Source organism: Novosphingobium mississippiense (assembly GCF_044029535.1).
GTDB lineage: Bacteria > Pseudomonadota > Alphaproteobacteria > Sphingomonadales > Sphingomonadaceae > Novosphingobium.
Map to the genome: position 1 here is coordinate 1,592,279 of NZ_CP147003.1, position 25,147 is coordinate 1,617,425.

Sequence of the window (25,147 nt, forward strand, 5' to 3'; positions counted from 1 at the left end):
CCGCGCACGGCGACTGGCGTTATGAAGCAGGATTTGGCAGAGCTGCGATGCCCGATCACCTTGCCTAGGACAGGGTCCATCTCCTTAAATGCGGCAAAGGCCAAGGGAGAGTGACATGGTCGATTCCGCTCAGAAGGGGGCAACGCACCCCAACGTTATAGATATCACCGACCTTCATCATCCCGTGCTCGACGAAATCCAGAAGCAGGTGCTCGCCGGCGCCGAAGCTGCCGCTGCACATATTGTGTTCGAGCCGCAGGTCATTCTGGCAGCCGCCATGGCGCAGACGGGCCTTTCGGATTTCGGCGCCCAGGACTTTCAGGAACGTCTGGCGGTCTGGTGCCAGTCCATCGACGAGGACGAAAATGCCTCTGCCGTGACACGGGCAAATCTGTTCCAGATGATGATCCGCTATGCAGCAACACGTCTGCGCGTCGAGGATATCGTGAAGCGACACCCCGAGATTCTCGAAATACCGATCGAGAGTCCGATCATTGTTGCCGGCCTTCCAAGGTCCGGTACGACGCACTTGCTGGGACTGCTTGCGGCAGACCGCCGGTTCCGTTCCCTGCCTTGGTGGGAGGCAATCGCGCCAGTAGCAGCGCCCGATGAAACCCCCACACCCCAAGATTCCAACCCGCGCTGGACAAAGGCCGAACAAGGTTGGCGCACAATGGAATCGATACTGCCCTACATGGCGATCATGCACGAATTCTCGCCCGACCACATCAGCGAGGACATCGAACTGCAGGCAGTCGATTTCTCCTCCTATCTCATAGAATGGCTTGCCCTCGTGCCGCGCTGGCGGGACTACTATCTCAGCCACGATCAGTCCGGAACCTACGCCTATTTGCGCAAATGCATGCAAATCCTGACGTTTCTTAACGGCCCTAATCGGTGGGTCATCAAGTGCCCGCAGCACATGGAACAGCTACCGGCCCTCTACAAGACATTCCCGGATGCGACTTTCGTGCTGACCCATCGCGATCCCGTCGGCTCAATCCGCTCGCAGCTTACGATGTACACTTACGCTGCCCGGATGCTGCGCAAGACCGTCGATATCGCGGAACCGCTCGGCTACTGGCCCGATCGGTATCAGAGGTTGCTGCGTGCCTGCGTCAGGGACCGCGAGGTCCTGCCAGCGGAACAGACAATCGATGTCTATTTCGATGAATGGACGCAAGCCCCGGACCGGATACTGAGAGAGATTTATCGCATCGCAGGCGTTGAGCTGACGGACGAAGCGTTGGCTGAACTCCATCGCTATCTCGCCGAGCACGGCGAACAATCGAAAGGAAAGATCGTCTACGACCTGGAACGAGATTTCCTTGTCACAGCGGAAGAGCTGCGCCGGCCGTTCGGGTTCTATTTCGACCGCTTCGATGTCGAGGTTGAAGTGACGTAACTTCCTTCCCCGACCTGTCTTTCGGCAGGTCGTGAGCCGAGGCGCGCTCGCTAACAGCCATGCATCGACCAGACTCCAGCAGAGGAATGCCATGCCTGAATTGAATGTCATTACCCGTGACGGCTCGCAGCAGACGATCGCGGCTTCCGCGAATGCATCGGTAATGGAAGCCATTCGCGATTCCGGCCTCGACGAACTTCTGGCTCTTTGCGGCGGCTGCTGCTCCTGTGCGACATGCCATGTCTACGTCGATCCCTCGTTTGCAGCGACGCTGCCTCCGGTGACGGAGGATGAAAGCGACTTGCTGGATGGGTCGCCTCACCGCGGCGACAGGTCACGACTGTCGTGTCAGCTGATGATGACGGATGCGTTGTCCGGTCTTACCGTGACTATCGCGCCCGAGGATTGATAATACCAATAGACTGAACAGAGAAAGAGAGAGAGGACAAACGTGGCCTGGAAAGAATCAATTCGCGAACAACTGGACGTGTCCGCTTCCCCGTTGCTCACCGATGCCCAGAAGAAGATGGTCAAGCACTGGACCGACCTTCAGGAAACCCTGAACGCGGGTGACTTCGATGGCATGGACCGCTTTTTCCATTCCGACTTTCGGTATGGAAACCCCAACCGGCCGGATCTTGGCACTTACGATCAGTGGAAGACCTCGCCGGTTGCGCTGTACAAGACCTTCTTCCCCGCCGCCTACAAGACCATCGACGCGGTAGGCAAGGGCGACGACGAGATCTGGATCTATGCGACCCACTACTGCAAGCACGTAGGCGGCCCGTACATGGGCGTGCAACCGACCGGCAACGAGTTCCAGGTGAACTGGTTCTCGATCGTCAAGTTCAAGGACGAAAAGATCGTCAGGATCTTCAGCATTTCGGACGTTCTCTCGATGCTCAAGGACATCGGTGTGATCGACGTGCCGCAGCCCGTCGACCCCTACAAGTGATTTGCACTTGCTCCCGCCGCGTTGTTCACTCGACAGGCGGGAGCAAGGCCGCCAGCAGAAAAGTGGCCAAATGGGCTGCCTGCTGGTCGGCGTGGTCCGCGTCGACCTCATGCCCGGCGCCCAGTCGTTGCTGCATCGGGACCGCGCAGAAATAGTATCCAACGCCCTGCACAAGCAGGGCCATCAGGGCAGCCGTCGAAAGGCCGTGGACGGGCCGCTGGCGCCTAACCGCATCGAGAAGATCGTCCAGCCTTCGCTGGAATGGCCGCACGAAGTGCTCGACGATGTGATCCAGTCGCCAGGTCGAACGGCAACCTTCGACGTTGGTAAGCGCGACTATGTCGCCGTTTCTCGCCGCCCACAGACAGAACCGCTCCACCAGGTGCCGCAGACGCACTTCGGCGTCAGCCTGCTCGTCGAAAGCAATTTCAACGAAGGGAGAGGCCTGGGCCATCCGCCAATCGACCGCACGGACCCACAGATCCTCCTTTCGTCCGAAACGTACATTCAGGAGATTGTGGCTGACGCCCAGCCGCTTCGAGAGGTCGCGCAAGGTCGTTGCCTCGTATCCGCGCTCTGCAAATGTGGCGAACGCAAGGCCCAGAAGCTTGTCCTCATCCAGCGCCAGGTCGGCATTCTGGGCAGGACGGCCGCGGGCGCGCTGAGGTCTATCGAGCATCTGGAAGGCCATATTCAAAAGTCATTGACTTATAAATTGTCACGCGTCAATTTAATCAAAAGGGAGAGTGGATAGACGTTATGAGTCTCGAGAATGATCTCTGGTGGGCGGTAGCCCGTTCCGAGGAAGTGACCTCCCAGAAGCCCCTGTCGGTCGATATTGGCGATCAGCCGCTCGTGCTGTGGCGGGATAACCAGGGCATTGCGCGCGCGCTCGAGGATCGCTGCCCGCACCGCAGGGCTCCTCTCTCGCTCGGCTGCATCCGCGACAATGGCTGGATTCAGTGCGGCTATCACGGATGGAGCTATGACGGCGAGACCGGGCGCCTGAAGGAAATCCCGAACATGAAGGACCAGCAGAAGTTTCCGCCGGTCTACAAGGCCAACGCGTTCGGCGTGTTCGAACAAGGCGGCTTTGTACGTGTGTGCCTGGACCCGAAGGCGAAAGTTCCACTAATAGCCGAGGACAAGTATAACTACTGCGGCACTGCAAACGTGAGTTGCAGCCATCAGGAGTATCTCAATGCGCTCTATGACGATCCCAGCCTGATCCTCAAGATCAGGGGAGTCCGCTTCACGCCATATCTCATGTCTGAACTTCATGAAGAAGATGGCATGCTGGTGATGGAGCGCAATTGTCAGTGGAGCACGCCGCACTGGCCATCGCACTTTGTGTCGGAATTTCCGCTGACGTTGCTGACGCGAACGCACCCGCAGACCGGTCAAACCACGCTCATCCTGCGGGACGATCAATTCAACGAGCTAATGCGAGCGATGCTGTGTCCCGTTCCCTCGGCGCGGGGCGTCACGGCTGTGCGTTGGAGATCTGCACTGGGCGTGCGCCAACCCGGCCTGCACGGCGCAATTCTGCGGGGAGTCAATCCGCTTTCGGTACTGTCATCGGTAGACGGATCCAGGCTGCGTGCCACGAAACCCACCGTCTCACTGCACGGCGAGGACCTGCGCAGCGCAATGCTCGAACAGACACCGCTCGTGCGCGACAAGACCGAAGCGGCCTGAAGGAGAAACTAGAGATGCTTGAAGTCGCTGATCGTTCCGCCGAACACGACGGAAGTCCCCCTTCCGGCACCGGCACCGGCACCGGCTCCGGTCAGATCGCGCTGAATGCGATCAATCGCTGGGTGCCCCACAATATCGTCATGCGCGATACGTGGTTTCCAGTCGCGCACAATTATTCTGTGACGGCCAAGCCCGTCCGACGTGCGGTCTATTCCTATCCGGTTTTTCTCTGGCGCGAGAACGGCACCGTGATCGCCAGTGAATTCCATCCGAACGAACGGATAGCGCGCGACAAGAGCGAATATACCGACGCCCGCGGGTGCTATCCGGTGATGGAGCACTACGGCGTCGTGTGGGTCTGGTTCGGCAATCCGCTCGCAGCAGATCCGGTACACCTTCCGAGCCTGCCGTTCCTGCCGCCGGACGGCGGACTTCCGCGGCACATGACCGCGACGGTACGCTTTGAGAGCGCTGCACCGATCAGCCTCGAAAACCTGATCGACCTTACGCACGCCGATTTCCTTCATGCCGATGTCGTGGGGGATGAGCGATCGGACAGCGAGACAGTGGAAACCTTCTACGACAGCGAAACAGTCACTATGGTTCGCACCTGCGTGAACAAGTCGGTCGCGCCGGTAATGAAGTTCTTCAGCGGCATCAGGCAGCCCACGCAAAACGTGCGCCAGGTCATTCGCATCTACCTCCGCTCGCACTGCGCGATCGCCTATGGCCGGTTCAGCCCAGGGGACGACGTCCCTCTTTTCCATCCGTGCACGCCCGAAACGCGGGATCGCACGCGCATGGAAATGGTGATGAACACGACCAATGCCGGGCTCATGTTCCGTCATGTCATGCCCAAAGCTGGCTACAAGGTCTCGCGCCAGGACAGCTACATGACCTCCCCGCAAAGCCCGCGCTACATGCGTCATACCGACCGCAAGGACCTCCACAGCAAGTTAGACCAGGCTGGTCAGCGTTACCGCATGGCGATGATGGAGTTAGCCGATCGGCAAGCCAACGGCGATTTCGCCTATCGCGACAACGTCAGCGCAGATTGCAGCGAGATCATCGGACTTCGCAACGAACTCTTCCGGTTCTGACCTGACCTCTCCCCTTGGGCGGACATTAGTGTCCGCCCTTTTTTTATCTTCGGAGTACTCATGCCCGAGCTTGTCAATGCCGTTGGCGCGGAGCGCCGCTGGTGGGGCGTCATGCCCACTCTTTCCGCCCCGATCATGGCCGGCATTGGCCAGCAAATGGAGCAGGTCGGATTCCAAGGCTGCTTCTCTCTGCAGATTTACGGCCCTCCGTTCATTCCGATGACGGCGACTGCCGCACTGACCCGTAGCCTCAAGGTCGGCACTGGCGTGGCTATCGTCGGCACGCGCAGTCCTCTCGAAACGGCCTATGCGGCGATAGAAGTTGACCGAATCTCCGAAGGGCGCTTCGTGCTGGGCCTTGGCTCCAGCATCAAGAGCTGCGTGACCGGCATGTACGGAGAGCCGGAACGCAAGCTGTTGACGCACCTGCGGGAGAGCGTCGGCGTCATCCGTTACGTGATCGCCAATGCGCATAAGGGCCTCGATCCGATCAAGGGCGAATACTTCACCGCCGATTTCGAGGAAATGATGCTGACCCCGCCGCCGGTTCGCGAGCGCGTTCCGATCTGGATCGCGGCGCTCCAGGACAAGATGACCGCGCTGGCGCTCGAAATCGGCGACGGGCTCATGGTGCACGCCCTTTGGTCTGCGGCCTATACCAGGAGCAAATTGCCCTTCATAAATGAGACACTGGCAAAGCACGGCCGCAGACGTCAGGATATCGAGATTAATGCGTGGCCCTGGATCGCGGTCAACGACGACAAACAGCAGGCGATCAACGACAGCCGGGCTACGGTTGCCGCCTATTCCGGCTACAAGGAATATGAGCCATTCTTCGAGGCGATCGGCTTTGGAGATCAGGCACGGGCCTGCCAACTGAGCCTCGGCGAACATGGAGACATTGCAAAAGTGATCGGCAATGTCTCCGACGAGATGGTGGAGGCGTTCGTCACCTGCGGACCGGTCGATGAGGTGCTTGAGAAGATCGAACCCTTCTGGGAGGTGGTCGATTCGCTTTGCCCGATGACGCCTTACCGCGATCTAACGCTGGAACAGTTGACCCAGTACAATTCAGGCCTCTTCCAATTGGTCGCTGCCGCTAAGACACGAGCAGGCACGGCAATTCCGGCGCCGGCCTGATCAGCGTAGCCTATTGCACCATTTGTCGAGAAAGAATGCCACGGGCCGGCGTCGGGGATTAAGATTGCCCCCGCGCATGCCCGTGCAGGCGAAACGCGAAATTGGTTCCACCGGGCCATGGTACGCAGCGGATGTGTGCGCTGCCCACCTTGTCATCGCTGCCTGCTGCGGAATCCGGACCATCAGATTGGCAGGCTTTGGTGCGATGAAGGCTCGATTGCGGTTTGCTGGCGGCGACGGAGCGACCGGATTTTGGCGACGCAAAGCGTACTCTCAACGCGAAAATACTGAATGGATGTGCGGCTCGCCAACGCCTGGTTCAAGAACGGCCGACGGCGATCGAATAAGGCAGATCACCCATGTGCGATCGAACTTGACCACCAGTCCAACTCGGTTGCCTCCTGGAAAATGCGAAACCGTACTTGCTCGCATGCGAGAGCCACTACGTCGGGGGCTGCCGCCAGCCCGCAGAATGTGCATCGGATCATCTCGTCCATATAGTCATGCGGATCGCTTATTCCGCGAACGAGGCGCCGCCGAGCTTCGACAGTCATTCCCACGATGAGGTCTACGGCGGCGTCCGCCGATGTGAACATTATCTGGCCACCATCCCTGGCACCCTCCAGCGCATCGCGAACCATGAGGTCAAACGCTCGCTCGCGCGCAAAATAATCCACAAAGTCGATGCGGCAGGTAAAGCCTCCCCACCGCGGATCGTGTAGCGCGCGCAGCATCACCATCATCGCACCGCCCACGGCCCGCACCAGTGGATCAGAAATATCCTCGAACAAGCGGCGATAATCGGCGATCATGCCCACCGTCATCGCCTCTGCCAACTCCTCGACTACCGCATCGATGGATTCGAAATACTTGTAGAAACTCCCACGCGAGACGTCCGCCAGCTTGATCACGTCGTCGATGAGGACATGCTGCGCGGCCTGGCCTGGCTGGTAGAGTTCAAGTACCGCCTCAATCAGCCTCTGCCGCATCCGCTCGCGCCGCAGCGCTGCTGCCTTGCTGCGCGGATCCGGCTCTTGAAGGTGGGAGGCAACCGAGGACATGCTGTCCTATTGCACGGGATGGAAATAGCGCGCAAGCAGGCTGCCATCATCGCTGAACACATACTGTTCGATGCTATACGCAGTGATGGCTTGCCCCAGATATTCCCCTTCGTTGCGGACGTAGATTACGGCTTCGTTGCCGCTGACTTTCACATCTTCCACGAAAAGCTTCCAGCCCGCATATTCACGGCATAGTGCCTCCAGCTTGTCCCACCCTTCCTGGATCGGACCTGTTGCTGGATCCTGCACCCTAAACCCTCCAGGCGCGATAGCCCTGAACGCCGCCAGAAAATCGTCGAGCCGCCCGGCGGTGAACATCTCGGCTTGCTCTTTGAGGAAGGTCGCGATTGCCTGAGGTGTTGGAATGGGCATCATTTTCTCTCCTGTGGTGAAAGGGTTATCGGTCGTTTGAAAGGACAGGCACCGGCCCGATGTCGGGAATGAGGCGGATGTTCGATGCACGGCCCGTGATTGCCCGCCCGTAAAGCTCCAGGGACAAATGGCTATTGAGCGCGTTGTGGCGCGTGCCCACGCTGAGGTCGCGCCAGAAGCGCTGCAAGGGATTGGACAACGCGAAGGCACCAGGTCCGGCCACGTCCATCAGCCGCTCGCCTGCCCCACGCAGTAGTTCCATGGCATAACCACAGTCCGCCTGGATCCGCGCCTTGTCGTACCCAGTCAAGACCCGTTGCTGTGCCGCCTCGTCCAGCATCGCGGCAGCTTGACGGACGTGCAGCCAGGCCGAGTCGATTTCCATTGCCGCGCGTCCTGTCATTCCGATCAAGGCTTCGGAGGCAGTCTGAGTGGTAAAAGTCCAGCCTACGACCGGCCGCCGGTCCATCACCTCTACTACGTGCTCCAGCATCGCCATTGCTGCGCCGAGCATCGGCGCCAACACGCCCAGCGGGAACAACGGCTCCATCGGCCAGCGGTCCCGCGCCTCGAGACCTTCCATCTCGAGGAGCACTTCTGGTGGAGGTGTATCACTGGGTTTCAGGATCAACTCTTCCGGCACGAACACGTTTTCGGCAACGATCATGTTGCTCCCCGAGCCGGCCATACCTGCAACATGCCAGTTGTCCTCGATGGAACATGCCGGATCATGAAGGTCCAAGAATGCCATGGCTGGCTGCGCGCCAACCGCTGTATCAAGCATGATGCCGTTCAGCGCCCAATCGGCATGAAGGCATCCGGAACCGTATCCCCACCGTCCCGAGACGAGGTAACCGCCGGGTACTCCCGTCGCGTTGCCGCTGGGCGCCGATGCGCTGCAGAACAGTTCACCCCCATGACGAAAAAGCAGCTCTGTCATCGACGGCCCTAATCCAAGAGCAGTACCGGTTATTCCGCTCAGCAAACCGTAGGCCCAGCCGGTGCCCGGGCAGGCACGAGCGAGTTCCGCCACCGTTTCAATATGGGTGATCAGTTTATGCCCCGGCCCTCCAGCGCGCCGGGGTGCAGTAATGTGAAACAAGCCGGAGTTGCGCAAAGCCTCTATCACCGGCGCGACGATGCGGCGTTCCTTTTCGCATCTGTCGGCATTTGCTGCGAGCAATGGGCGTAATGCGCGAGCCGCGTTCACAGGATTCTCGACGCAGGCGACAGTCAATTTGCCAGTGTCAAACTTGCCGATTTGCATCCCTGTCTCCTATAATGACAAATTCGTCATTATTCAATTTCAGGCGATTTGCAAACAGCGTTGTCAAGAACGGGCTAAGAATTCTCGCCGCGCATAACCTCGACGGGGAAGAATGCCGATATTCCGTGAAGCGCGAAGTGCCGAGACTGAGCGAAAGCCAGCAAAGCGACGTTCTGCTCAATGTTCGTCACCGACCAGAATCTGCTTGTTTCGAAGGCAGATCCTTGCGCCAGAAAAACCGAAACCAATTTGGGCCTCGCCCCCTCCGAAGATAGGAATCGAAACGAGATAGATCTCTATAGCTCCCGCCGTCTGCCCGTTCTTTAGCAGCGGGGAATATCTACGCGCGGCGCAAGAAGCCGGACGCAAGTGGGAGGCGATACATGAAAACTAAATTCGTCCGCATCGTAGCGGGGACCGGGCTCTGTGCAATGAGCGTGCTTCCTGTTCAGGCATGGGCCGCCGATGGCCCGCCCACGCCCGACCAGACCGCTGAAGCGCAGTCCTCCGCCGCCCCGTCCCTGACCGGCGAGATCGTCGTCACAGCGCGGCGGCGTGAGGAGCGGCTTCAGGACGTGCCTGTATCGGTCGTAGCATTCTCCGATACCGCCCTTGAACGTAGCAGCGTCCAGACGATTGCCGATATTCGGACTATCTCGCCCGGTCTTACATTCAGTTCGGAGGGCGGCAAGGACAACACCTCGGTTTCACTTCGCGGGATCGGGCAGATACCGACTGGCGAAGTCACGCCCGGTGTAGTTACCTATTTCGCGAACGTGCCCCTTGCCTCGCTCGGCTCGAACGTGCCGACGTTCGATATCGGCAACATCCAGGTCCTCAAGGGCCCGCAGGGCACTTTGTTCGGCCGCAACACCCTTGGCGGTGCAGTTCTGATATCCCCGCAATCACCTGGCCAGGACTTTGGCGGCTATCTGCAGGGGACTTACGGCAATTACGACTATCGCGAAGTTCAGGGCGCCCTCAATGTCCCGGTCATCGCGGACGTTCTGGCCATCCGCGTTGCAGGACAGATCAGACGGCGCGATCCGATGACATATTCGATCACCGGCGGCGATGGGTTCAATGACGTCCGTCAGGACAGCGCACGAGCCTCGGTACTCTTCACGCCCGCCGACTGGCTGAAGAGCACGACCATTTTCGACTACTTCAAAGCCAGGGAATCTGCTTCAGGGTATTATCTGCTTCGCCAGAACTTCAGCTTTACGGACCTGTTCGCCCCGTCGGTCGGCGCGGCTGCGGGGTCACTGATCGGCGCTTCCCTTGATGCTCAGACAGCGCAGTATCTCGCGTTGCAGAAGCAGAATTTCTACGGTGCTTTCACGGACGATTCGGGATCCGGCCGGGCCAATCGTCGCAACTGGGGCATTTCGAACGACACATCCGCAAGTTTCGGCCAATTCACGCTGCGAAACATTTTCGGTTATCGCAAGAATCGCAGCGACCAATTGATCAACACTTCTGCTCTCGGCCCAATGTACCTGCCGGGCGCCGCACTGGGCAGTCCGGTGGATGTTCCCTTCACAGTATTCCATGCGGCTGCGCTGATTCAGCGCCAGTATCTGACCGACGAAGTGCAGTTCCTTGGCAGCTTCGACCGATTCAATTTCATTGTCGGCGGCTTCTATAGCCATGACACACCCGATGGTCCCTCCGGTTCGACATTCTCCGCATTCACCACGCCCGGAACACCTGCCGCAGTCGTCACCGCCAATGTCAGGAACACCAACTACGCTGCGTTCGGACAGATCTCCTACAAGGTGACGGACGCCGTCACGCTCAACGCCGGCCTGCGCTACAGCTGGGACCGTGTGTCGGCTTGCGGCGGCGCCATCGGAACTTCCTATGCCGAGGATTCGACCTGCCGGTCGCTTGCAGAGCTCAATCTTCCCGACGGCATCGGCGTGGTATCCAATCGCGGCTCCGCGCCCAGTTGGACGATTGGTGCGGATTGGAAGGCCGCGCCTGACCTCCTGCTTTATGTGGTAAGCCGTCGCGGCTACCGCGGTGTCAATGTAAACACGCCGCTGTTCGAAACGCGTTTTACGACCGGGGGAACCGACCCCGCCTGCGGATCCGGCTCGGGTCAATGCGTTGATTTGCGGCCATTCCAGAAAACCGGGAAAGAGACGCTTACCGATATCGAGATCGGCGAGAAATGGACGTTCAACATCGCCGGTGCCCACGGTCACATCAACACAGCAGCCTATTACAGCAAGTATAAAAACGCGTTGCAATTTCTGAACGCGCAAACATTGATTCCCGCTTCCGCCCCGGACAGTCCCACCAACGGTTCGTTCGGCGTGAACGCCGCAGACCTGTCGATCTATGGCGTGGAACTGGATGCCGCCGTCAGCCCCAGCAGAAACCTGACGGTCTCCTTCAACGGCGCTTATACGCACATGAGGGTAGACAAGCTCACGCTGCCCGACGTGGAGGGAATTTCCTTCACCTCTTCCGACGTAAACAAATACGCGCCGACCTTTTCCGGCACTTTCAGCGCGAACTGGACTTTGCCTGTCCGTCCGGCGGATGGTGATCTGGTGCTGAGCGGTGACCTGTTCATGACTGCGGACTTCGGTGGTCAATATGGTGAAAAGCTGCCAGGCTACAATCTCGTCAACATGCGCCTGGACTGGGAGAACATCGCTCATACTGGCGTCGATCTCAGCTTCTTCGTCCGCAATCTGACCAAGGAGCGATATTTCGCGGCTGCGGATGTCCTGCTCAAGAGCTTCCCGGTCAATTCGGTAGCTGTAGGCGATCCGCGCACTTACGGGGTCGTTGCCAAGGTCCAGTTCTGAAATCAATTCGGCTCCGCGTTATCCGCGGAGCCGATCAGGTAATCTTGTGGGGAGCGGTCAGTCTGCGACTGACCGCTCCGTTTTCATTAGTGTGCGGCCGCTTGCATATCCATGACATCGCCGAAATATGGAGTGTGGTGGCAAATACCGCCATCGACCGAGAAGACTTGGCCCGTGACGAATGCCGAAAGATCCGAGGCAAGGAACAGCACGGCCCCGGCGATATCGTCAGGCACGCTTTCTCGTGGCAACAGGACATGCCGCTGGATCATGCGCAGTTGTTCTGCAGGCATCATTTCGCGCGCCTGCGGTGTAAGAACCAAACCGGGCATCACTGCGTTGCAGCGGATGTTCTGGCGGCCCAACTGGGCGGCAGTGTTGCGCGTAAGACTGTTCACCGCTCCTTTCGAGGAAGAATAGGCCGGGTTGAAGACATCCCCGAGGATCGAAACGCCCGTGCTTGTATTGATGATCGACCCACCGCCCGCGGCGATCATGTGGGGAGCGACGTGTTTGATCATCAGCATCGTGCCGCGCGTGTTGATACGAAACGCTGCATCCCAAACCGCTGCGTCCATATCGACCAGAGCACCGTCAGCGGCCATTTGGTTGACGGCGGTGTTGGCGGCATTGTTGTGCAGGACATCAATCCGGCCATGAGCCGTGATCACTGCGTAGACCAATGCAGCGATACTCGCCTCTTCTGCAAGATCGAGCGGACATGCCATCGCCTCCCCACCGGCGGCGCGGATGCTCTTCGCCACGCGCTCTGCTCCCGCCAGATTAATGTCTGCCAGAACCACTTTAGCGCCCTCGCAAGCGAGCTTGCGAGCGCATGCTTCCCCGATGTTGGATCCCGATCCCGTGACGACGGCGATTTTTCCCTGAACCAGTCCCATCCTCACTCTCCCAGCAGTATCTTCCAGGTCCCCAGTTCCTCGCCCGCGACGAAGAACCGCTCGTTCATAGGCAACCCGTTCTGCCCCCAGGAGTCGTGGTTGGCGACCCACGCCTGAATTCCGTACATCACCCACAAGCGCGTCTGCTCCCAGACCTCCTCGAAACTGGGAATTCCGGGAACGCCCGTCGCGGTCAGGTAAGACAGATACTGCTTGAGCAGATCCTTGTGATGGGCGCGCCGCTCTTCGATGGTCAGCGATCCGACTAGGAAATAAGTAAGATCACGCCACGGACGTCCACGTCGCACCAGTTGCCAATCCAACCAAAGCCTTTCCCCGCCAGGCAGGATATAGGTGTTCCCCTGGTGGCAATCACCCAGTGCGATGCAATAGGGCGCGTCATAGGCACGCTCAAGTTCGCCCAGCCGGTCGAATGCGCGCTCGACGCGGCGCGGATCGTCAAGATAGTGCTTTGGCGCGATCGCGCGGAAATTCGGATCCTTCAGATTGTCGTCGATCCACTGCCACATGATGCGGACCTGGTCGCTGTCGACCGGAGTATCCATCTGCGTCTGCAGCCACGGGGCATTGGCCTTGGAGATTTTTTCGCTTCCCCAGAGACTGGCGTGAAGACCAGCCAGTCCCTCGAGGTTGGAGGCGATCATGTCGATGCCGGAGTGCTGCGTACTGTGACCAAAGTGTCCACCGCGATCATTGAGGTCTTCCAGCACGAGCAGGCCGTGAGCGCTGCCATCGTCGTCCCAGTCGGCGTAATAGCACTGCGCGGTGGGAACCTTCATTTCCTTGGCGAGGAAATGATAGAACCGGGCCTCGACGGCATGGATATCGACATTGTCGAAGCTGCCCGACCAGTTGGCCTTCAGGCACAGGTTCGCGGGGAGCCCGGCGGCAAGGCCCGCTTCGTTCCAATCCACTTTGACGCGCCACTTGGTCGTGTGGCTGTTCAGCAGCTGGACCGTTTCCATGCTGCGTGCCGCGACGCCGGGATACTTGTGGGCCATAATCGATCCCAACCACGCGGCATCGATCCCCTCCATCGAGGTCGGCAGATGACCAGTTCGGGTAGGATAAGGACGAGGCACACAATCAGGATCGACCGTCGCATTGCGGTATTGCGGTTGGGCTTGTGGGTCCATCGAACTCTCCTGATGTGTTCTTGTGTTACAGCGTCGTCCGTCCCGGCGAAGGCCCTCGAACCTGGGCCGAGGGAGCTTGCCGGCTTTGCGGACCGATTTTACGCTGCATCCGGGATACCGAGCATCGCAGGCGCGACCGAAGCGCAACCTGCCCGAAGAGAGGGACCACCCCGACCTTCGACGGAGACCTGGCATACGGCTTTTTGCAGGTTTTGGCGCTCATCCATGGTCCCCATCTCGACCTAAGCCAATTGCGCGTGGCGCTTGCCACCGAGGGCCAACTATCAATCGGCCCTTCCAGTCGCCCCGCTGCGCCAGGGTGCCGATCCGATCTGCCGAGAGCTGGCGCGACGAAGTGAGCTGTACGATGAGTGTTACTGCGTGGTCCGGGAAATCACGACGCCGGCCCCGTCTCTACGGAATGGTTAGGCACAGCGCGCCGGCTTTGGGATTGACGGCGCTCGGCAGCGCTCGTCGCGGCGGTGTTCGATCTGGACTTCGATGGGCGGGTCTGGTTCTGGCGTGGGTATTGGGACGCGTCCGACGGCACGAGGCTGGGGAGCGTTCACGGTGCGGCGATGCGGCCCAAATTCTGTGCCGAATGAACCGGCGTTGCCGCATAGCGCGCTAGCCGTCGACCTTCGTCACGTTCCTTGCTGCGCGCTCCGCCCCGGATGGCGGCGATTATGGTCAATCAACCGATGCGTCGCGGGGGCCGCCTCGGCAGCCTTATTGCCGCTGCCCTCCGGCAATGCACAGCACAGGGCGCTTCCCGCCGGGACGAGAAGCGCCGTGTATGTGACTTGAGAGCTAGTTTGCGAGTGTCAGGGCCTGCGCCATCGAATTGCCCGCAATAAAGCCGGTGACCATGGCAGGACCTACGTTGCACCCATGCGCAGGCGATTTGCCTCGCCAGATCGAATTGGCATCCAACCCGGCAGCATAAAGACCGGGAACAGGTGTGCCGTCTCCCCCTACCACGCGAAACTGCGCGTCGACCTTGAGGCCCACGGTCGTCGAGCCATCGCCGGGGTAGATCTTGATCGCATAGAATGGAGCCCGCTCGACGCGCCCCAGGCAGGGATTGGGCTTGTTCCGGGGATCGCCGATCTCGATGTCGATCTGTGTCTCTCCCTTTCCGAAGTCGGCGTCATGCCCGATCTCCGCATAGCGGTTGATCTTGGCCACGCTGGCGACAAGGCCGTCCGGTTCTACGCCGATTTTCTCTGCGAGTTCGCGAAGACTGCGCCCCTCGGTCACATAGCCTGCTGCGATAAGCTTCTTGAGACCGCCGCCGCCGGGATAGACCATGCCCATGCCGTACTTCTTGATGAAATCGGCATCGCAGATGATGTGGGCCGGAACAGCTCCGTCACGGTGCATCGCTTCAACGAAATGCACAGATGCTTCATTACCGAAGCGCTCGCCCTTGGCGTTGACCGCTATGCATCCGGGCTTCGACATATCGATGAGATGGGCATAGCGTGCCACGTATCCGTCGGGCCGCGTGAGCTTGGAGACCACCGCCCATACCGCGTTGACCAGATTTTCCTCGGCAAGCGCGCCGCCTGCCTCCAATCCCATGTTCATGCCGTCGCCCGTGTTTTCGTAGGGGAGGATCGAGACATGGTTTTCGGCAAAAGGGATATAAGCCTTGCGAAGCTGCTCGCTGGCGGAAAATCCACCCGATGCCAGCAGGACGCCCAGCCTTGCACCGATCTCTTCGTCACCTACCCGAATGCCGGTCACCCGGCCGGACTGCACCAGCAAATGATCGACCGGCGCATTGGTGCGCAGCGTAATCCCCGCGTCGAGCGCGGAGCGAAGGAGACGGGCCGCCAGTGCATTTCCCATCGTGAGACGCGTGCCGCGAGGATAGCGGCGAAGCTTGTCGAACCCGAATTTGGCAGCCAGCTTGCCGAAGTGCACGAGCGATTTTGCCGAGGGCATTTGCGCAAGATATGGCAGATCGAACAGGTCGATCATGAAGCCTCCCGGCGCGTTGAACTCTTCCCGCGCGGGCCTCAGCTGCGCGAAGTGTTCGCCCAGCTTCTTGCCATCGTACTCCTTAGGGGCGAGCAAACGACCGTGATCGGCTGCGCCGTCAACTTCGGGATACCAATCGCTGCTCGGCGGCGAGAGCAGGAATTCGACCCGGCTGTTTTTTTCCAGCCACTCCACCATCCGGGGCCCTGCATCGAGGTAGGCATCAATGAGCGCCGGCTCGGCCGAGGGACCTATGACATCCAGGACGTATTGCCGCGCCCTGTCCTTGCTGTCGTCGACCCCGGCGGCCCGCGCCTGCGGGCTTACCGGAACCCAGATACCGCCGCCCGAGATCGAGGTCGTTCCCCCAAAATGCGATGCCTTCTCGAGAACGATCACCGACTTCCCCGCCGCCGCCGCGCGCAGCGCGGCAGTCATGCCTGCCGCGCCCGAACCCACCACGACCACATCATACTGGGTCATTGCTACCTCCCGTTTTTCGATTTGGATGGAACGGCGCTCACCAAACCCGTCGTTCCGACGGCCCAGTTCAGATTTTCGGCATGATCTCTTGCGCGACCCACTGCAGCCGCTCGACGTATTCATCCATTCCACCAATCCCTGGCGGCAGAGGGACGATCGTCTCGTTGACACCCAGGTCGCGAAGCCATCCGATCTGGTCGATGATCTTCTGCGCGTCGCGAGTTCCTGGCGCGCGCGGGTCGTCCATGATTTCGTGATGCGCACCGACATTGAGCATTTCGAGCGCGAAGAACAAGTCGATGGGGCGCCCGTCATATTCGGGCTGGGACCGGATGAAATCCAGGCACTCCGGGAATTTTTCGGGCGGTGTCCTGAACGGAGACCAACCGTCGCCAAACTTTGCCACGCGCTTGAGAACAGCTTCCGCGTCGCCGCCGAACCAGATCGGCAGGCCCGGCTTTTGGACCGGCTTCGGTGCGAACCCGACATTGCTGAATTTCACGAACTCGCCGTCGAATTCCGGATTGTCAGCGGTCCACAGCTCGATGATCGCAGCCACGTACTCGTCGGCCATTCGTCCCCGGTTATGGAAATCCACTCCCAGCATGTCGAACTCTTCCTTGAGCCATCCCACGCCGAACAGCGCGGTCGCCCGCCCACCGCTCAACCAGTCGAGCGTAGACCATGCCTTGGCCTGGACGATCGGGTTTTGGAGGGGCAGGATCGTGACCGAAGAGCTGACTTTCATCCTGGAGGTTCGGCCGGCAAGGAATGCGAGAGCCACTGTTCCATGAACGTAATGGTCGCCTGACAGTTCGATGTGCTCACGGGGAATTATGAAATGCTCGCCCAGCATGCACTTGTTGAAGCCGAGATCGTCTGCAATTTTCAGCGCATGCCCAATATCGTCGCCCGTCAGGGCATGCTCCCAGGGCTGGGTCATCGCAGCCACGTGCATGCTGTTGGGCACACTGACGTTCAGTTTCATCTGCTGTCCTCTCACGATGTCGGGCGGATAGTGAAGCGCGGCGGCGTGCTCGCACCTTTCCTTAGGAAGGGGAGCGAGCGGCGAAGGCTCATGCGGCTTGCCTGATCAGGCGTCGGGAAACTGCGTGTTCGAGATCGGCCGGAGTATCGAGATCGAAACCCAGGCCCGCCCTTTCGACAATGGCGGCAGCAGGCGACTGCGCCCGGTGATGTGCTAGACTGCCAGGACCGAATGCGAAGGTGAAAGAGCCCGAGTCCGCAAGAGCGATTGCATTGGTGCCTTTGCCATGCCGGTCGGGGGCGAATGCGCGTCCTGTCCCCCGCGCCGCGGCAAGCAGGGCCTCCACGTCTTCACCGACCAACGCAGGCAGGTCGGCATGGATAACAAGGAGCGGCCGACTGCCGAAATGTTCGCGGATCCTGTTCAGTTCGCCGTTGAGACCAAAGCCGCTGTCGCGCAGCCATTGCACCGGCCAACCTTCCACGCTGGCAGGCGCCAGGACGAAAGTCGATTCGATTGCCTCGATCCCGGAAAGGCAGCCCACGACGTGCGCCGCCATCGTGCAGGCCAACGCCTGCCGCTTTCTCGCACTCAGGCTCGGGGCCAGTCGCGACTTCGTTTCCCTCCCCTGTTTCCAGGGAACCACAGCGATCCAGTTTCTCATCGTGCAAGTCCTGCGGCGGAGCTAATTGCAAATACGAAGGCGCGCGCAGGCGCCCCGTTCATGCAAACAGGTCTTCGCGCCTCGGGCGTACCAGTTCGGCGGCTTTGCGCGGCATCCCCTCAAGGCGGCATCCGCGGACGAGAACGGCCGGTATGCCTTCTGCGCCTTCACCCGTCACCAACCCTGCCGCGCTGGCTATCATGTCGGCCAGCGCCACCTGAGTGACTTCCAGAGGGCGATCGTCGCGATCGAGTTCGCCGCGGCGATCGTGGAGAGCCGGCAGGCCCGCTGCGCCGATGGCAACACAGACCACACCAAGGCGCCAGGGCCTTCCAAAGCTGTCCGAGATCACTACCGGCACTCCAAGCGCGCTATGCAAATTCGCCGCTGTTGCGTCAGGATCCAGGGGGAGCAGCAGTGCACGAGCGCCCAGTGATGGACCGATGTTGGAACGATCGATCCCCGCGTTGGCCATGACGTGACCCAATTTGTGCCGCGTGATCAGCACTTCGGGAACCGCTCGCACAATCTCACTCGATTCGTCGAGCACCAGTTGAACCATGCGCGGATCCTTGCGCGTCAATTGGGACAGTTCGCGGGCCGGCTCACCCGGTTCGACTTGCTCAAGATCGACCTGCCGTCCTTCGGCCTTCGAGACAATCTTCTGGGTTACCACGAGTACATCCCCATCGCGAAGCGGCGATCCACACCGTTGGAGGGCATCTCGAAGTATCGCTGCGAGGTCGTCGCCGGGCGCGATTTCGCCGATGCCGCTCAGTTCGACTATTTCGATCATCGCCGCTGCCTATTGCTGATCTGGCGGGATAAGCTCGCCCGTGATCCGAATGCCGGCGCCGTCGACACGGTACGTCTTGTTCATGAAAATGAGGATGGAGGTCAGCGCCTCGGCTGCGGCGGAATTGACAAGCGCGCCGCCGTGAAGACCCCGAAGCCCCATGGCATCGGCAAGGTCCACAATCCGTCCGCGCGCTTCCTTGTCGTCTCCGAATACGAGGACATCGCAGCCGACATCGACGTCCTGAGCGAGCTTGTGCGCAGCGACGTTATGGAACGCCGACACGACCACGGCACTGGGGCCAAGAGCCGCTTGCGCTCTCATGGCTGCCGATCCCTCATCGGGCAGTTGCACGCGCATGACCTTGGGAGGAACTAGGGGAACGGTAGTATCCACCACCAGCTTTCCTGCGACATGCGGCGCAATATCAGCAAGCGTCGATTGCTGCGCGGCGAAGGGAACCGTGACGATCACGATATCGGCTCCTGCCACCGCGTCGACATTACTCGCGCCGCGAAGTCCGTGCCCCAACCCCGATGCCGCGTCCTGCGCACTTTGGGCATTTCGCGATCCGATTACGACCTCATAACCTGCTCGGGCAAGCCGCCAGGCAATAGCCGCACCAAGGTTTCCCGTGCCGCCAACGACGGCAATAGAAGGTTGCGTCATGCCTTGGCTCCGGTATCCATCGCTGCAAAGCGCAGCATGTCCGCATAGACGGCCGAGTGCGAAGTGAAGCCGCCGTCAGCGACGATCGCTGCTCCCGTGATGTAGCGGGATTGCTCGGAAGCTAGAAATGCGACCACTTCGGCAATGTCCTCGGGCCTGCCGAGGTGGTCGACCAGATTGTGCTCGGTCATCAGCTTCTGCGCCGCCTCGGGCATGTTCCTGTCAAGCGCCTCGGTCATGGCTAGGCCCACGACAACGACATTGGAGCGAATGCCCTGCTTCCCGTACTGGGTCGCGATGTAGCGCGAAAGTCCCAGCAAGGCCGCCTTTGACGTGCCGTAAGCCGGGTAATCAAGATCGCCGGCGAGACCCTTGCCGGAGCCGGTGAAAATGATCGAGCCCCCCCCGCTCGTCAGCAAGAGCGGAATGGCGTGCTTGGCGCAAAGCATGGATCCGCGCAGGTTGATCGAGAACGTGCGGTCCCAAAAGTCCGCGTCCATTGCATCGATGAGGCCATCCTCCTGCAGTTCGCCGGTCTGCGCCGCATTGCTGTGAAGAATATCCAGCCTGCCGAAGCGATCCGCGAGGCGCGCAACGCCCCCTGCGATCGCGTCTTCGCTCGTCACGTCCATGACAATCGGCAATGCCTGCCCGCCGGCGGCGACAATTTCCTCGGCAACCAGAAGCAGCGGCGCCTCGTCGAGGCCGGCGACGGCGACCATGGCGCCGCGCTGCGCGAACATGCGGGCGGTAGCGCGCCCGATGCCGCTGCCGCCTCCGGTGACGAGAGCCACCTTGTCGCGCAACGGAAAGGATAGATCGATCATAACGTCTCCATGCAATGGCCGTGACGAACCGGCGGATCTTCATACAAAGTGGTGCGCTGGCGCACGGGCCGGTTGACGGAAGCGGCGAGCGCCCGCATTTGCGTCGGCCCAAATTCTTGCCCGTTGACGCCGCCGGCGGCACGGGTGATCGACTCGTCCATCAGGGTGCCGCCCATGTCGTTTGCACCTGCCTGCAGGATCGCCGCTGCGCCCTCAGGCCCCATCTTGACCCACGAGACCTGGATATTGGCGATCACGGGATGCAGCACGATACGGGCGACGGCATGCATCAGCACCGCCTCGCGGTAGCTCGGACCCGACCGTGCCAGGCCTTTTTGCCAGATCGGCGCTTCCATATGGACGAAAGGCAGCGGGACGAATTCGGTAAACCCACCTGTCTCGTCCTGAAGCAATCGGATCGACAGGAGATGACGTGCCCAGTGACGATATCCCTCGACGTGGCCGAACATGATCGTGGCGGTGCTGCGCAGTCCAACGCCATGGGCGACACGCATGACCTCGATCCACTCGTCCGCTGTAACCTTGTCCGGGCAGATGATGTCGCGGATTTCGGGATCGAGGATTTCGGCGGCCGTGCCGGGCAGCGTCGACAACCCGGCTGCTTTCAGACGGGCCAGAAAGTCTTCGAGCGGTAGCCCCAATGTTCTCGCGCCGTGCGTCACCTCAAGCGGGGAGAAGGCATGGATATGGATATCCGGCGCCGCCTGACGCACTGCGCGAAGTACATCCAGATAGGTGTTACCGTCGTAATCGGGGTGGATACCGCCTTGCAGGCAGACTTCGGTGGCCCCGCGATCCCAGGCTTCGGCGGACCGGCGGCCAATCTCGGCGAAATCGAGCCGATATGCCGGCCCGCGCATGGCCTTGGTACTACCCTTGGAAAACGCGCAGAAGCCGCATTTGTAGAGGCAGATATTGGTGTAATTGATGTTTCGGTTGACCGCAAAAGTCAGCGTTTCGCCCACTACGTCCCTGCGAAGGCGATCGGCGAAGTTCACGATCGCTGTGAAGTCGGCTCCTTCGGCATCGAACATCGACACGATATCCGCTTCGCCCAGCACGTGGCCGGCTTTCACGCTGTCAAGTATCGACGATATGCGCGGGGATACCGCAAATCCACCCGCCGAGATCTGCTGCGGCGCAGCATCGCCTCTGCCCGCGGCCCAATCGTCGATTTTTGGCAGTCCGCGAGCATCGATTGCCCGAAGAACGGTTGCCGCGACAGGCGGCGCGGCCCATTGCCTTGCGGCCGTTGCATAGCGGGGGCCGATCGCAAGGCGCTGGTGCAATGTGCGCCCGGCGGCATTGGTGGCGCGTTCGAGCATGTCGAGGTGCGGCCAAGGCGCTTCCGGATTGACATGGTCAGGCGTTACCGGAGAGACTCCTCCCCAGTCATTGACGCCAGCGCGAAGCAGCGGAGCGAAATTATGGCTTTCCTGAAGATTTGGCGGAGCCTGAATCGTCATCTCGGGGCCGAGGATGATACGAGCAGCCGCGATGGCCCAGAGATGGTCATCCAATGCCGGCTCTGGGAAATCTACCATCTGCGTGCCGGGCTTGGCGCGGAAGTTCTGGATTATGACTTCCTGTATGTGCCCGTATTGGCGATGCAGGTCGCGGATGGCGACAAGTGCATCAACCTGCTCGCGGCACGTTTCGCCGATGCCGATCAGCAGGCCGGTAGTGAAAGGAACCTTGGCAAGCCCTGCCTGAGCAATCGACTCAAGCCGCCGCGCCGGCTCCTTGTCGGGCGATCCAAAGTGCGGCCCTCCTCTCTCGCACAGGCGCTGCGAGCTACTTTCAAGCATCAGGCCCATCGAGGCCGCATGCGGACGCAGTGAGGCATAGTCGGCAGCACCCATCAGCCCCGGATTGAGGTGCGGAAGCAGCCCGGTTTCGTTCAAGACGAGCGCTGCCATTTCGCCGAGATAGGAAAGGGTCGTTTCGTGCCCCAATCTGGCCAAGGCGTCGCGTGCGGCTCCGTAGCGAAGTTCAGGTCGATCCCCGAGTGTGAAAAGCGCCTCGCGGCATCCTGCCGCCACACCGGCGCGCGCTATCGCCAGTACATCCTCCGCGGCCAGGTAGGCTTTGTCGATCCGACCGGGCGTGGTGGCGAAAGTGCAATAGTGGCAGACGTCGCGGCACAGTTTGGTCAGCGGGATGAAGACCTTGCGCGAATATGTCATGCGCGGACCATGGGCGGCGAGCGTCATCGCCTCCGCCGTGGCCATCATTTCGTTGAGGGAAATCGAAGTGAGAGCGCTGTAAATGCGATTTGCATCATCGTGGCTCAGGTGCAGTTGGTCGAGCATCACAACATTCTCCGTGATAGTTCGAGGCCGATTTTCATACCGGTCGCTCCGGCCGCTCTAGAACGTGTACTTTGCCGACACGCCCCAAATCCTGGGGTCGCCGGCATAAACGGAACTCGTCGGGAAGGACGGGAGAAGCACGCTCGCGGCCGAGAAATACTTTTCGTTGAAAACGTTCTTCACAAAGATTCCGAGATCGATCCCGGTATCCGCAATTCCCCGCCAGTCCAGGCGCGCATTCGCCAATTCGTAGCCGGGCAGCTTCTCGCCGTTCTGGCCACCGTAATCGGCGGTCATGAATACGTCGGCATTGAAGCTGACTTCGCCATTCGCGGGCCGCACCGGGAGGATCCAGTTGAAGCTGGCCGTACCGGAAAAGCTCGGTGAATACTTGTTGATCTGATCCTTTCCGAGCACGATCGTCGGCGGCAAATCAGCGGGAAGGGTAAGGCTTTCGACCGTCACGTTCGTATAGGCCGCGTTAAAGCCGACGGTTACACTGCGTGCCGGGCTTATCGAGGCCTCGAGTTCGACGCCCCAGATCCGCAAGTTCGCCGCATTGACCGCGAGCGAACCATTCGAAGGAGAATCCGGCGTTCCGTTGGGAACGGTCGTCTGCGTATTCAGGAACTGGAGGGCATTCTTGTATTTGCTATAGTAAGCTGCAATATTGAGGTGGCCCCGCGCGGTTCCCACGCGATAGTCATACTTGGAACCGACTTCGAGATCGGTAATCGTCTCTTCGTTGGTCTTCTGGAATGGCCGGAGATCGGGGCAAACACCTCCGGTTGCGACACAAGCAGGATCGGTTCCACCAGTCGTATAGACGGTTTCGAATTTCGGCGTGTTGACGTTGGCACCACGATAGCCGCGACGCGATACGATATAGAGCAGCCAATCGGGCGTCGCCTTGTAGTCGAGGCCGACCGTCCAACTGGGCTCCTGCCCCTTGTTCGATACTGTGCCCACGCCATCAATTGCCCCGGTGTTCGCGGTTGCCAGGCAAGTCGCTTCGTCCACATAGCTGGTCCCGATAGTGCCGCCGCACGCTGAAACCTTGTCCCAGCTGTAGCGTCCCCCCAGGTTCAATTTCAGCTTGTCGGTTATGTCGTACCCGATCTGCCCATAAATAGCCCAGTTTCGGTTACGGACATGGGACGTGACCGCAGGAGCGGGAACCCCGCCCACCGAGAACGCGGTGAACTGCGATCCGGTGGGCCCGTGGGGCTTGTCGTTGTTGTAGAAGACGCCCGCTATAAAATTGAACGCGCCGAAGTTGCCGAGCAGCTGTGTCTCGTTGGTGAGATATTGGCGGTCAATTACCGACGACGCCGTAAACAGCGTGAATGGCACCGATGCCGGCAGCGGGGCGGAGAGGCCGGTGGGAATCTGGAGTATCGGCAGGCCGCCCGTATTGATCAGCTGGTAACTGTAGTTCTTCCGATAACCAAAGATGTTCCGAACCGTCATGTCGCCGAAACTGTAAGACGTGTCGTTGGTGATCGCAGTTGCCTTGCGATACGAGGCACCTCCGTCGATTCCCCCGTCGAACGATCCGCGCCGATTGGAAGCCTGGGTTGCCAACGCGGCATCGACTTGAGGATCGACGGCCGCGAGGCCCAGCGCCGCGAAAGGAAAATTCTGACGCAAAAGATAGAGCCCGCCAGCCAGCTCGTCGCCCTTGAAATACTCATATACGGTGGTGCTGGTGAACCCATCGAAGGGTTCAATCAGCAGCGAAAGCCGGAAGGCGTCCTGATGGATATTGTCGAACCCGGGGCCCTCGTCAAAGGCGATCGTTCGCGGGTCCTGACGGCGAATCTGACCCGCGGCGCGAAACGCGACCTTGTCCTCGACGATGGGGATGTTGATCGCGCCTTGCAGCTCCCGATAGTCGAAGCGGCCGTATGTGCCTTCGCCAAAGCCCTCGAAACGGTATGTCGGCTTTTGCGTGCCGATCACCACCGCACCGCCGAGCGTATTGCGCCCGAACAGCGTGCCTTGGGGGCCTTTCAGAACCTGAATGCTGCTTATATCGTAAGTCGGCACGTTCGATCCCACAGCCGGGAGCGGCGTATCGTTCACGTAGATCACGACGCCCGGGGTTACTTCACCCAGTGGGAGCTGGCCAATGCCGCGAAGCGTCAGCGCCACGTTGTCCTTACCGCCTTCAGCCGAGAACGTGAACCCTGGCGTAATTGTCCTCAAATCACTCACTGTCTGGACCGTGCTGCGCTCGAGCGCTTCAGCGGAAAACGCTGAAATGGAGACGGAAACATCCTGCAGTCGCTCCTCGCGCCGGCGAGCGGTGACAATAATGTCACCCGTCGCCGCGCTTTCCATCTGAGGGGCAGAAGCGTTCTCATCCTGCGCCCACGCCGGGACGGCCAAGGTCGTTCCTGCCGACAACAGCGCAAGTCTCAGCAAACGCGATTTCATCAACTCTCTCTCCCGCCGCCTGTCTCTTCGCAGGCTTTTCAAAGCACTCTGAATGGCCGCTATTCACGGTCTTTCACCACCTATCT

21 protein-coding genes are annotated in these 25,147 nt (G+C 60.2%); 7 read left to right on the plus strand and 14 right to left on the minus strand.

The window, feature by feature from the left end; all coding sequences use genetic code 11:
• Positions 1 to 115: 115 nt before the first annotated feature.
• From WBP06_RS25495 to WBP06_RS25505, 3 genes are all read left to right on the plus strand, one after another.
• Positions 116 to 1,405, plus strand: coding sequence for a sulfotransferase family protein (locus WBP06_RS25495; protein ID WP_395335203.1), 1,290 nt, complete (start codon positions 116 to 118; stop codon positions 1,403 to 1,405).
• 91 nt (positions 1,406 to 1,496) lie between these two features.
• Positions 1,497 to 1,814 (plus strand): 2Fe-2S iron-sulfur cluster-binding protein, encoded by a 318-nt coding sequence (locus WBP06_RS25500; RefSeq protein WP_133085071.1) that lies wholly within the window; start codon positions 1,497 to 1,499, stop codon positions 1,812 to 1,814.
• Positions 1,815 to 1,856: 42 nt separating this feature from the next.
• Positions 1,857 to 2,360, plus strand: coding sequence for an ester cyclase (locus tag WBP06_RS25505; protein WP_395335207.1), 504 nt, complete (start codon positions 1,857 to 1,859; stop codon positions 2,358 to 2,360).
• 25 nt (positions 2,361 to 2,385) lie between these two features.
• On the opposite strand, the gene WBP06_RS25510 is transcribed toward WBP06_RS25505, so the two are convergent.
• A complete protein-coding gene (locus tag WBP06_RS25510) occupies positions 2,386 to 3,051 on the minus strand; it encodes a TetR/AcrR family transcriptional regulator (RefSeq protein WP_133085069.1) in 666 nt (221 codons plus the stop codon).
• Positions 3,052 to 3,119: 68 nt separating this feature from the next.
• On the opposite strand from WBP06_RS25510, the gene WBP06_RS25515 reads away from it, so the two are divergent.
• From WBP06_RS25515 to WBP06_RS25525, 3 genes are read left to right on the plus strand one after another with little or no spacing between them, the layout of a single operon-like run.
• On the plus strand, positions 3,120 to 4,058 hold the full coding sequence (locus tag WBP06_RS25515) for a Rieske 2Fe-2S domain-containing protein (RefSeq protein ID WP_395335209.1): 939 nt from the start codon (positions 3,120 to 3,122) through the stop codon (positions 4,056 to 4,058).
• 14 nt (positions 4,059 to 4,072) lie between these two features.
• Complete coding sequence (locus WBP06_RS25520) at positions 4,073 to 5,158, plus strand: aromatic ring-hydroxylating dioxygenase subunit alpha (RefSeq protein WP_395335212.1); 1,086 nt, start codon at positions 4,073 to 4,075, stop codon at positions 5,156 to 5,158.
• A 60-nt stretch (positions 5,159 to 5,218) separates the two neighbouring features.
• Positions 5,219 to 6,298 carry an LLM class flavin-dependent oxidoreductase gene (locus WBP06_RS25525; protein WP_395335215.1) on the plus strand — a complete coding sequence of 360 codons (1,080 nt, stop codon included), beginning with the start codon at positions 5,219 to 5,221 and terminating at the stop codon, positions 6,296 to 6,298.
• Positions 6,299 to 6,651: 353 nt separating this feature from the next.
• Here WBP06_RS25525 and WBP06_RS25530 read toward each other — a convergent pair whose 3' ends face one another.
• From WBP06_RS25530 to WBP06_RS25540, 3 genes are read right to left on the minus strand one after another with little or no spacing between them, the layout of a single operon-like run.
• Complete coding sequence (locus WBP06_RS25530) at positions 6,652 to 7,359, minus strand: TetR/AcrR family transcriptional regulator (RefSeq protein WP_133085066.1); 708 nt, start codon at positions 7,357 to 7,359, stop codon at positions 6,652 to 6,654.
• Positions 7,360 to 7,365: 6 nt separating this feature from the next.
• Positions 7,366 to 7,734, minus strand: coding sequence for a hypothetical protein (locus WBP06_RS25535; RefSeq protein ID WP_395335218.1), 369 nt, complete (start codon positions 7,732 to 7,734; stop codon positions 7,366 to 7,368).
• Between the two features lie 22 nt (positions 7,735 to 7,756).
• Positions 7,757 to 8,998 (minus strand): acyl-CoA dehydrogenase family protein, encoded by a 1,242-nt coding sequence (locus WBP06_RS25540; RefSeq protein ID WP_159831189.1) that lies wholly within the window; start codon positions 8,996 to 8,998, stop codon positions 7,757 to 7,759.
• Between the two features lie 383 nt (positions 8,999 to 9,381).
• Between WBP06_RS25540 and WBP06_RS25545 the strand changes: the two genes are divergently transcribed.
• A complete protein-coding gene (locus WBP06_RS25545) occupies positions 9,382 to 11,820 on the plus strand; it encodes a TonB-dependent receptor (protein WP_395335221.1) in 2,439 nt (812 codons plus the stop codon).
• Between the two features lie 86 nt (positions 11,821 to 11,906).
• On the opposite strand, the gene WBP06_RS25550 is transcribed toward WBP06_RS25545, so the two are convergent.
• The 10 genes from WBP06_RS25550 to WBP06_RS25595 form a co-directional block, all read right to left on the minus strand.
• Positions 11,907 to 12,719: an SDR family NAD(P)-dependent oxidoreductase gene (locus tag WBP06_RS25550; protein WP_236549397.1), complete on the minus strand. Its 813-nt coding sequence runs from the start codon at positions 12,717 to 12,719 to the stop codon at positions 11,907 to 11,909.
• A 2-nt stretch (positions 12,720 to 12,721) separates the two neighbouring features.
• On the minus strand, positions 12,722 to 13,876 hold the full coding sequence (locus WBP06_RS25555) for an oxidoreductase family protein (protein ID WP_236549398.1): 1,155 nt from the start codon (positions 13,874 to 13,876) through the stop codon (positions 12,722 to 12,724).
• A gap of 810 nt (positions 13,877 to 14,686) precedes the next feature.
• A complete protein-coding gene (locus WBP06_RS25560) occupies positions 14,687 to 16,468 on the minus strand; it encodes an FAD-dependent oxidoreductase (RefSeq protein ID WP_395335224.1) in 1,782 nt (593 codons plus the stop codon).
• On the minus strand, positions 16,413 to 17,333 hold the full coding sequence (locus tag WBP06_RS25565; RefSeq protein ID WP_133085063.1) for a TIGR03619 family F420-dependent LLM class oxidoreductase: 921 nt from the start codon (positions 17,331 to 17,333) through the stop codon (positions 16,413 to 16,415). Before WBP06_RS25565 ends, WBP06_RS25560 begins: the two co-directional genes overlap by 56 nt.
• A gap of 88 nt (positions 17,334 to 17,421) precedes the next feature.
• The gene (cofC, locus tag WBP06_RS25570; protein WP_133085062.1) at positions 17,422 to 17,997 is read right to left on the minus strand and encodes a 2-phospho-L-lactate guanylyltransferase; all 576 of its coding nucleotides are present in this window, start codon (positions 17,995 to 17,997) and stop codon (positions 17,422 to 17,424) included.
• Positions 17,998 to 18,055: 58 nt separating this feature from the next.
• Entirely contained in the window at positions 18,056 to 18,793 is a 738-nt protein-coding gene (cofE, locus tag WBP06_RS25575) for a coenzyme F420-0:L-glutamate ligase (RefSeq protein WP_133085061.1), read from the minus strand.
• Between the two features lie 9 nt (positions 18,794 to 18,802).
• On the minus strand, positions 18,803 to 19,462 hold the full coding sequence (gene npdG, locus WBP06_RS25580) for an NADPH-dependent F420 reductase (protein ID WP_133085060.1): 660 nt from the start codon (positions 19,460 to 19,462) through the stop codon (positions 18,803 to 18,805).
• On the minus strand, positions 19,459 to 20,289 hold the full coding sequence (locus WBP06_RS25585) for an SDR family NAD(P)-dependent oxidoreductase (protein ID WP_133085059.1): 831 nt from the start codon (positions 20,287 to 20,289) through the stop codon (positions 19,459 to 19,461). Before WBP06_RS25585 ends, npdG begins: the two co-directional genes overlap by 4 nt.
• Positions 20,286 to 22,625 (minus strand): 5-amino-6-(D-ribitylamino)uracil--L-tyrosine 4-hydroxyphenyl transferase CofH, encoded by a 2,340-nt coding sequence (gene cofH, locus WBP06_RS25590; protein WP_395335229.1) that lies wholly within the window; start codon positions 22,623 to 22,625, stop codon positions 20,286 to 20,288. The genes WBP06_RS25585 and cofH overlap by 4 nt, the downstream gene beginning before the upstream one ends.
• Before the next feature lie 54 nt (positions 22,626 to 22,679).
• Positions 22,680 to 25,061: a TonB-dependent receptor gene (locus tag WBP06_RS25595; protein ID WP_395335232.1), complete on the minus strand. Its 2,382-nt coding sequence runs from the start codon at positions 25,059 to 25,061 to the stop codon at positions 22,680 to 22,682.
• Positions 25,062 to 25,147 lie beyond the last annotated feature (86 nt).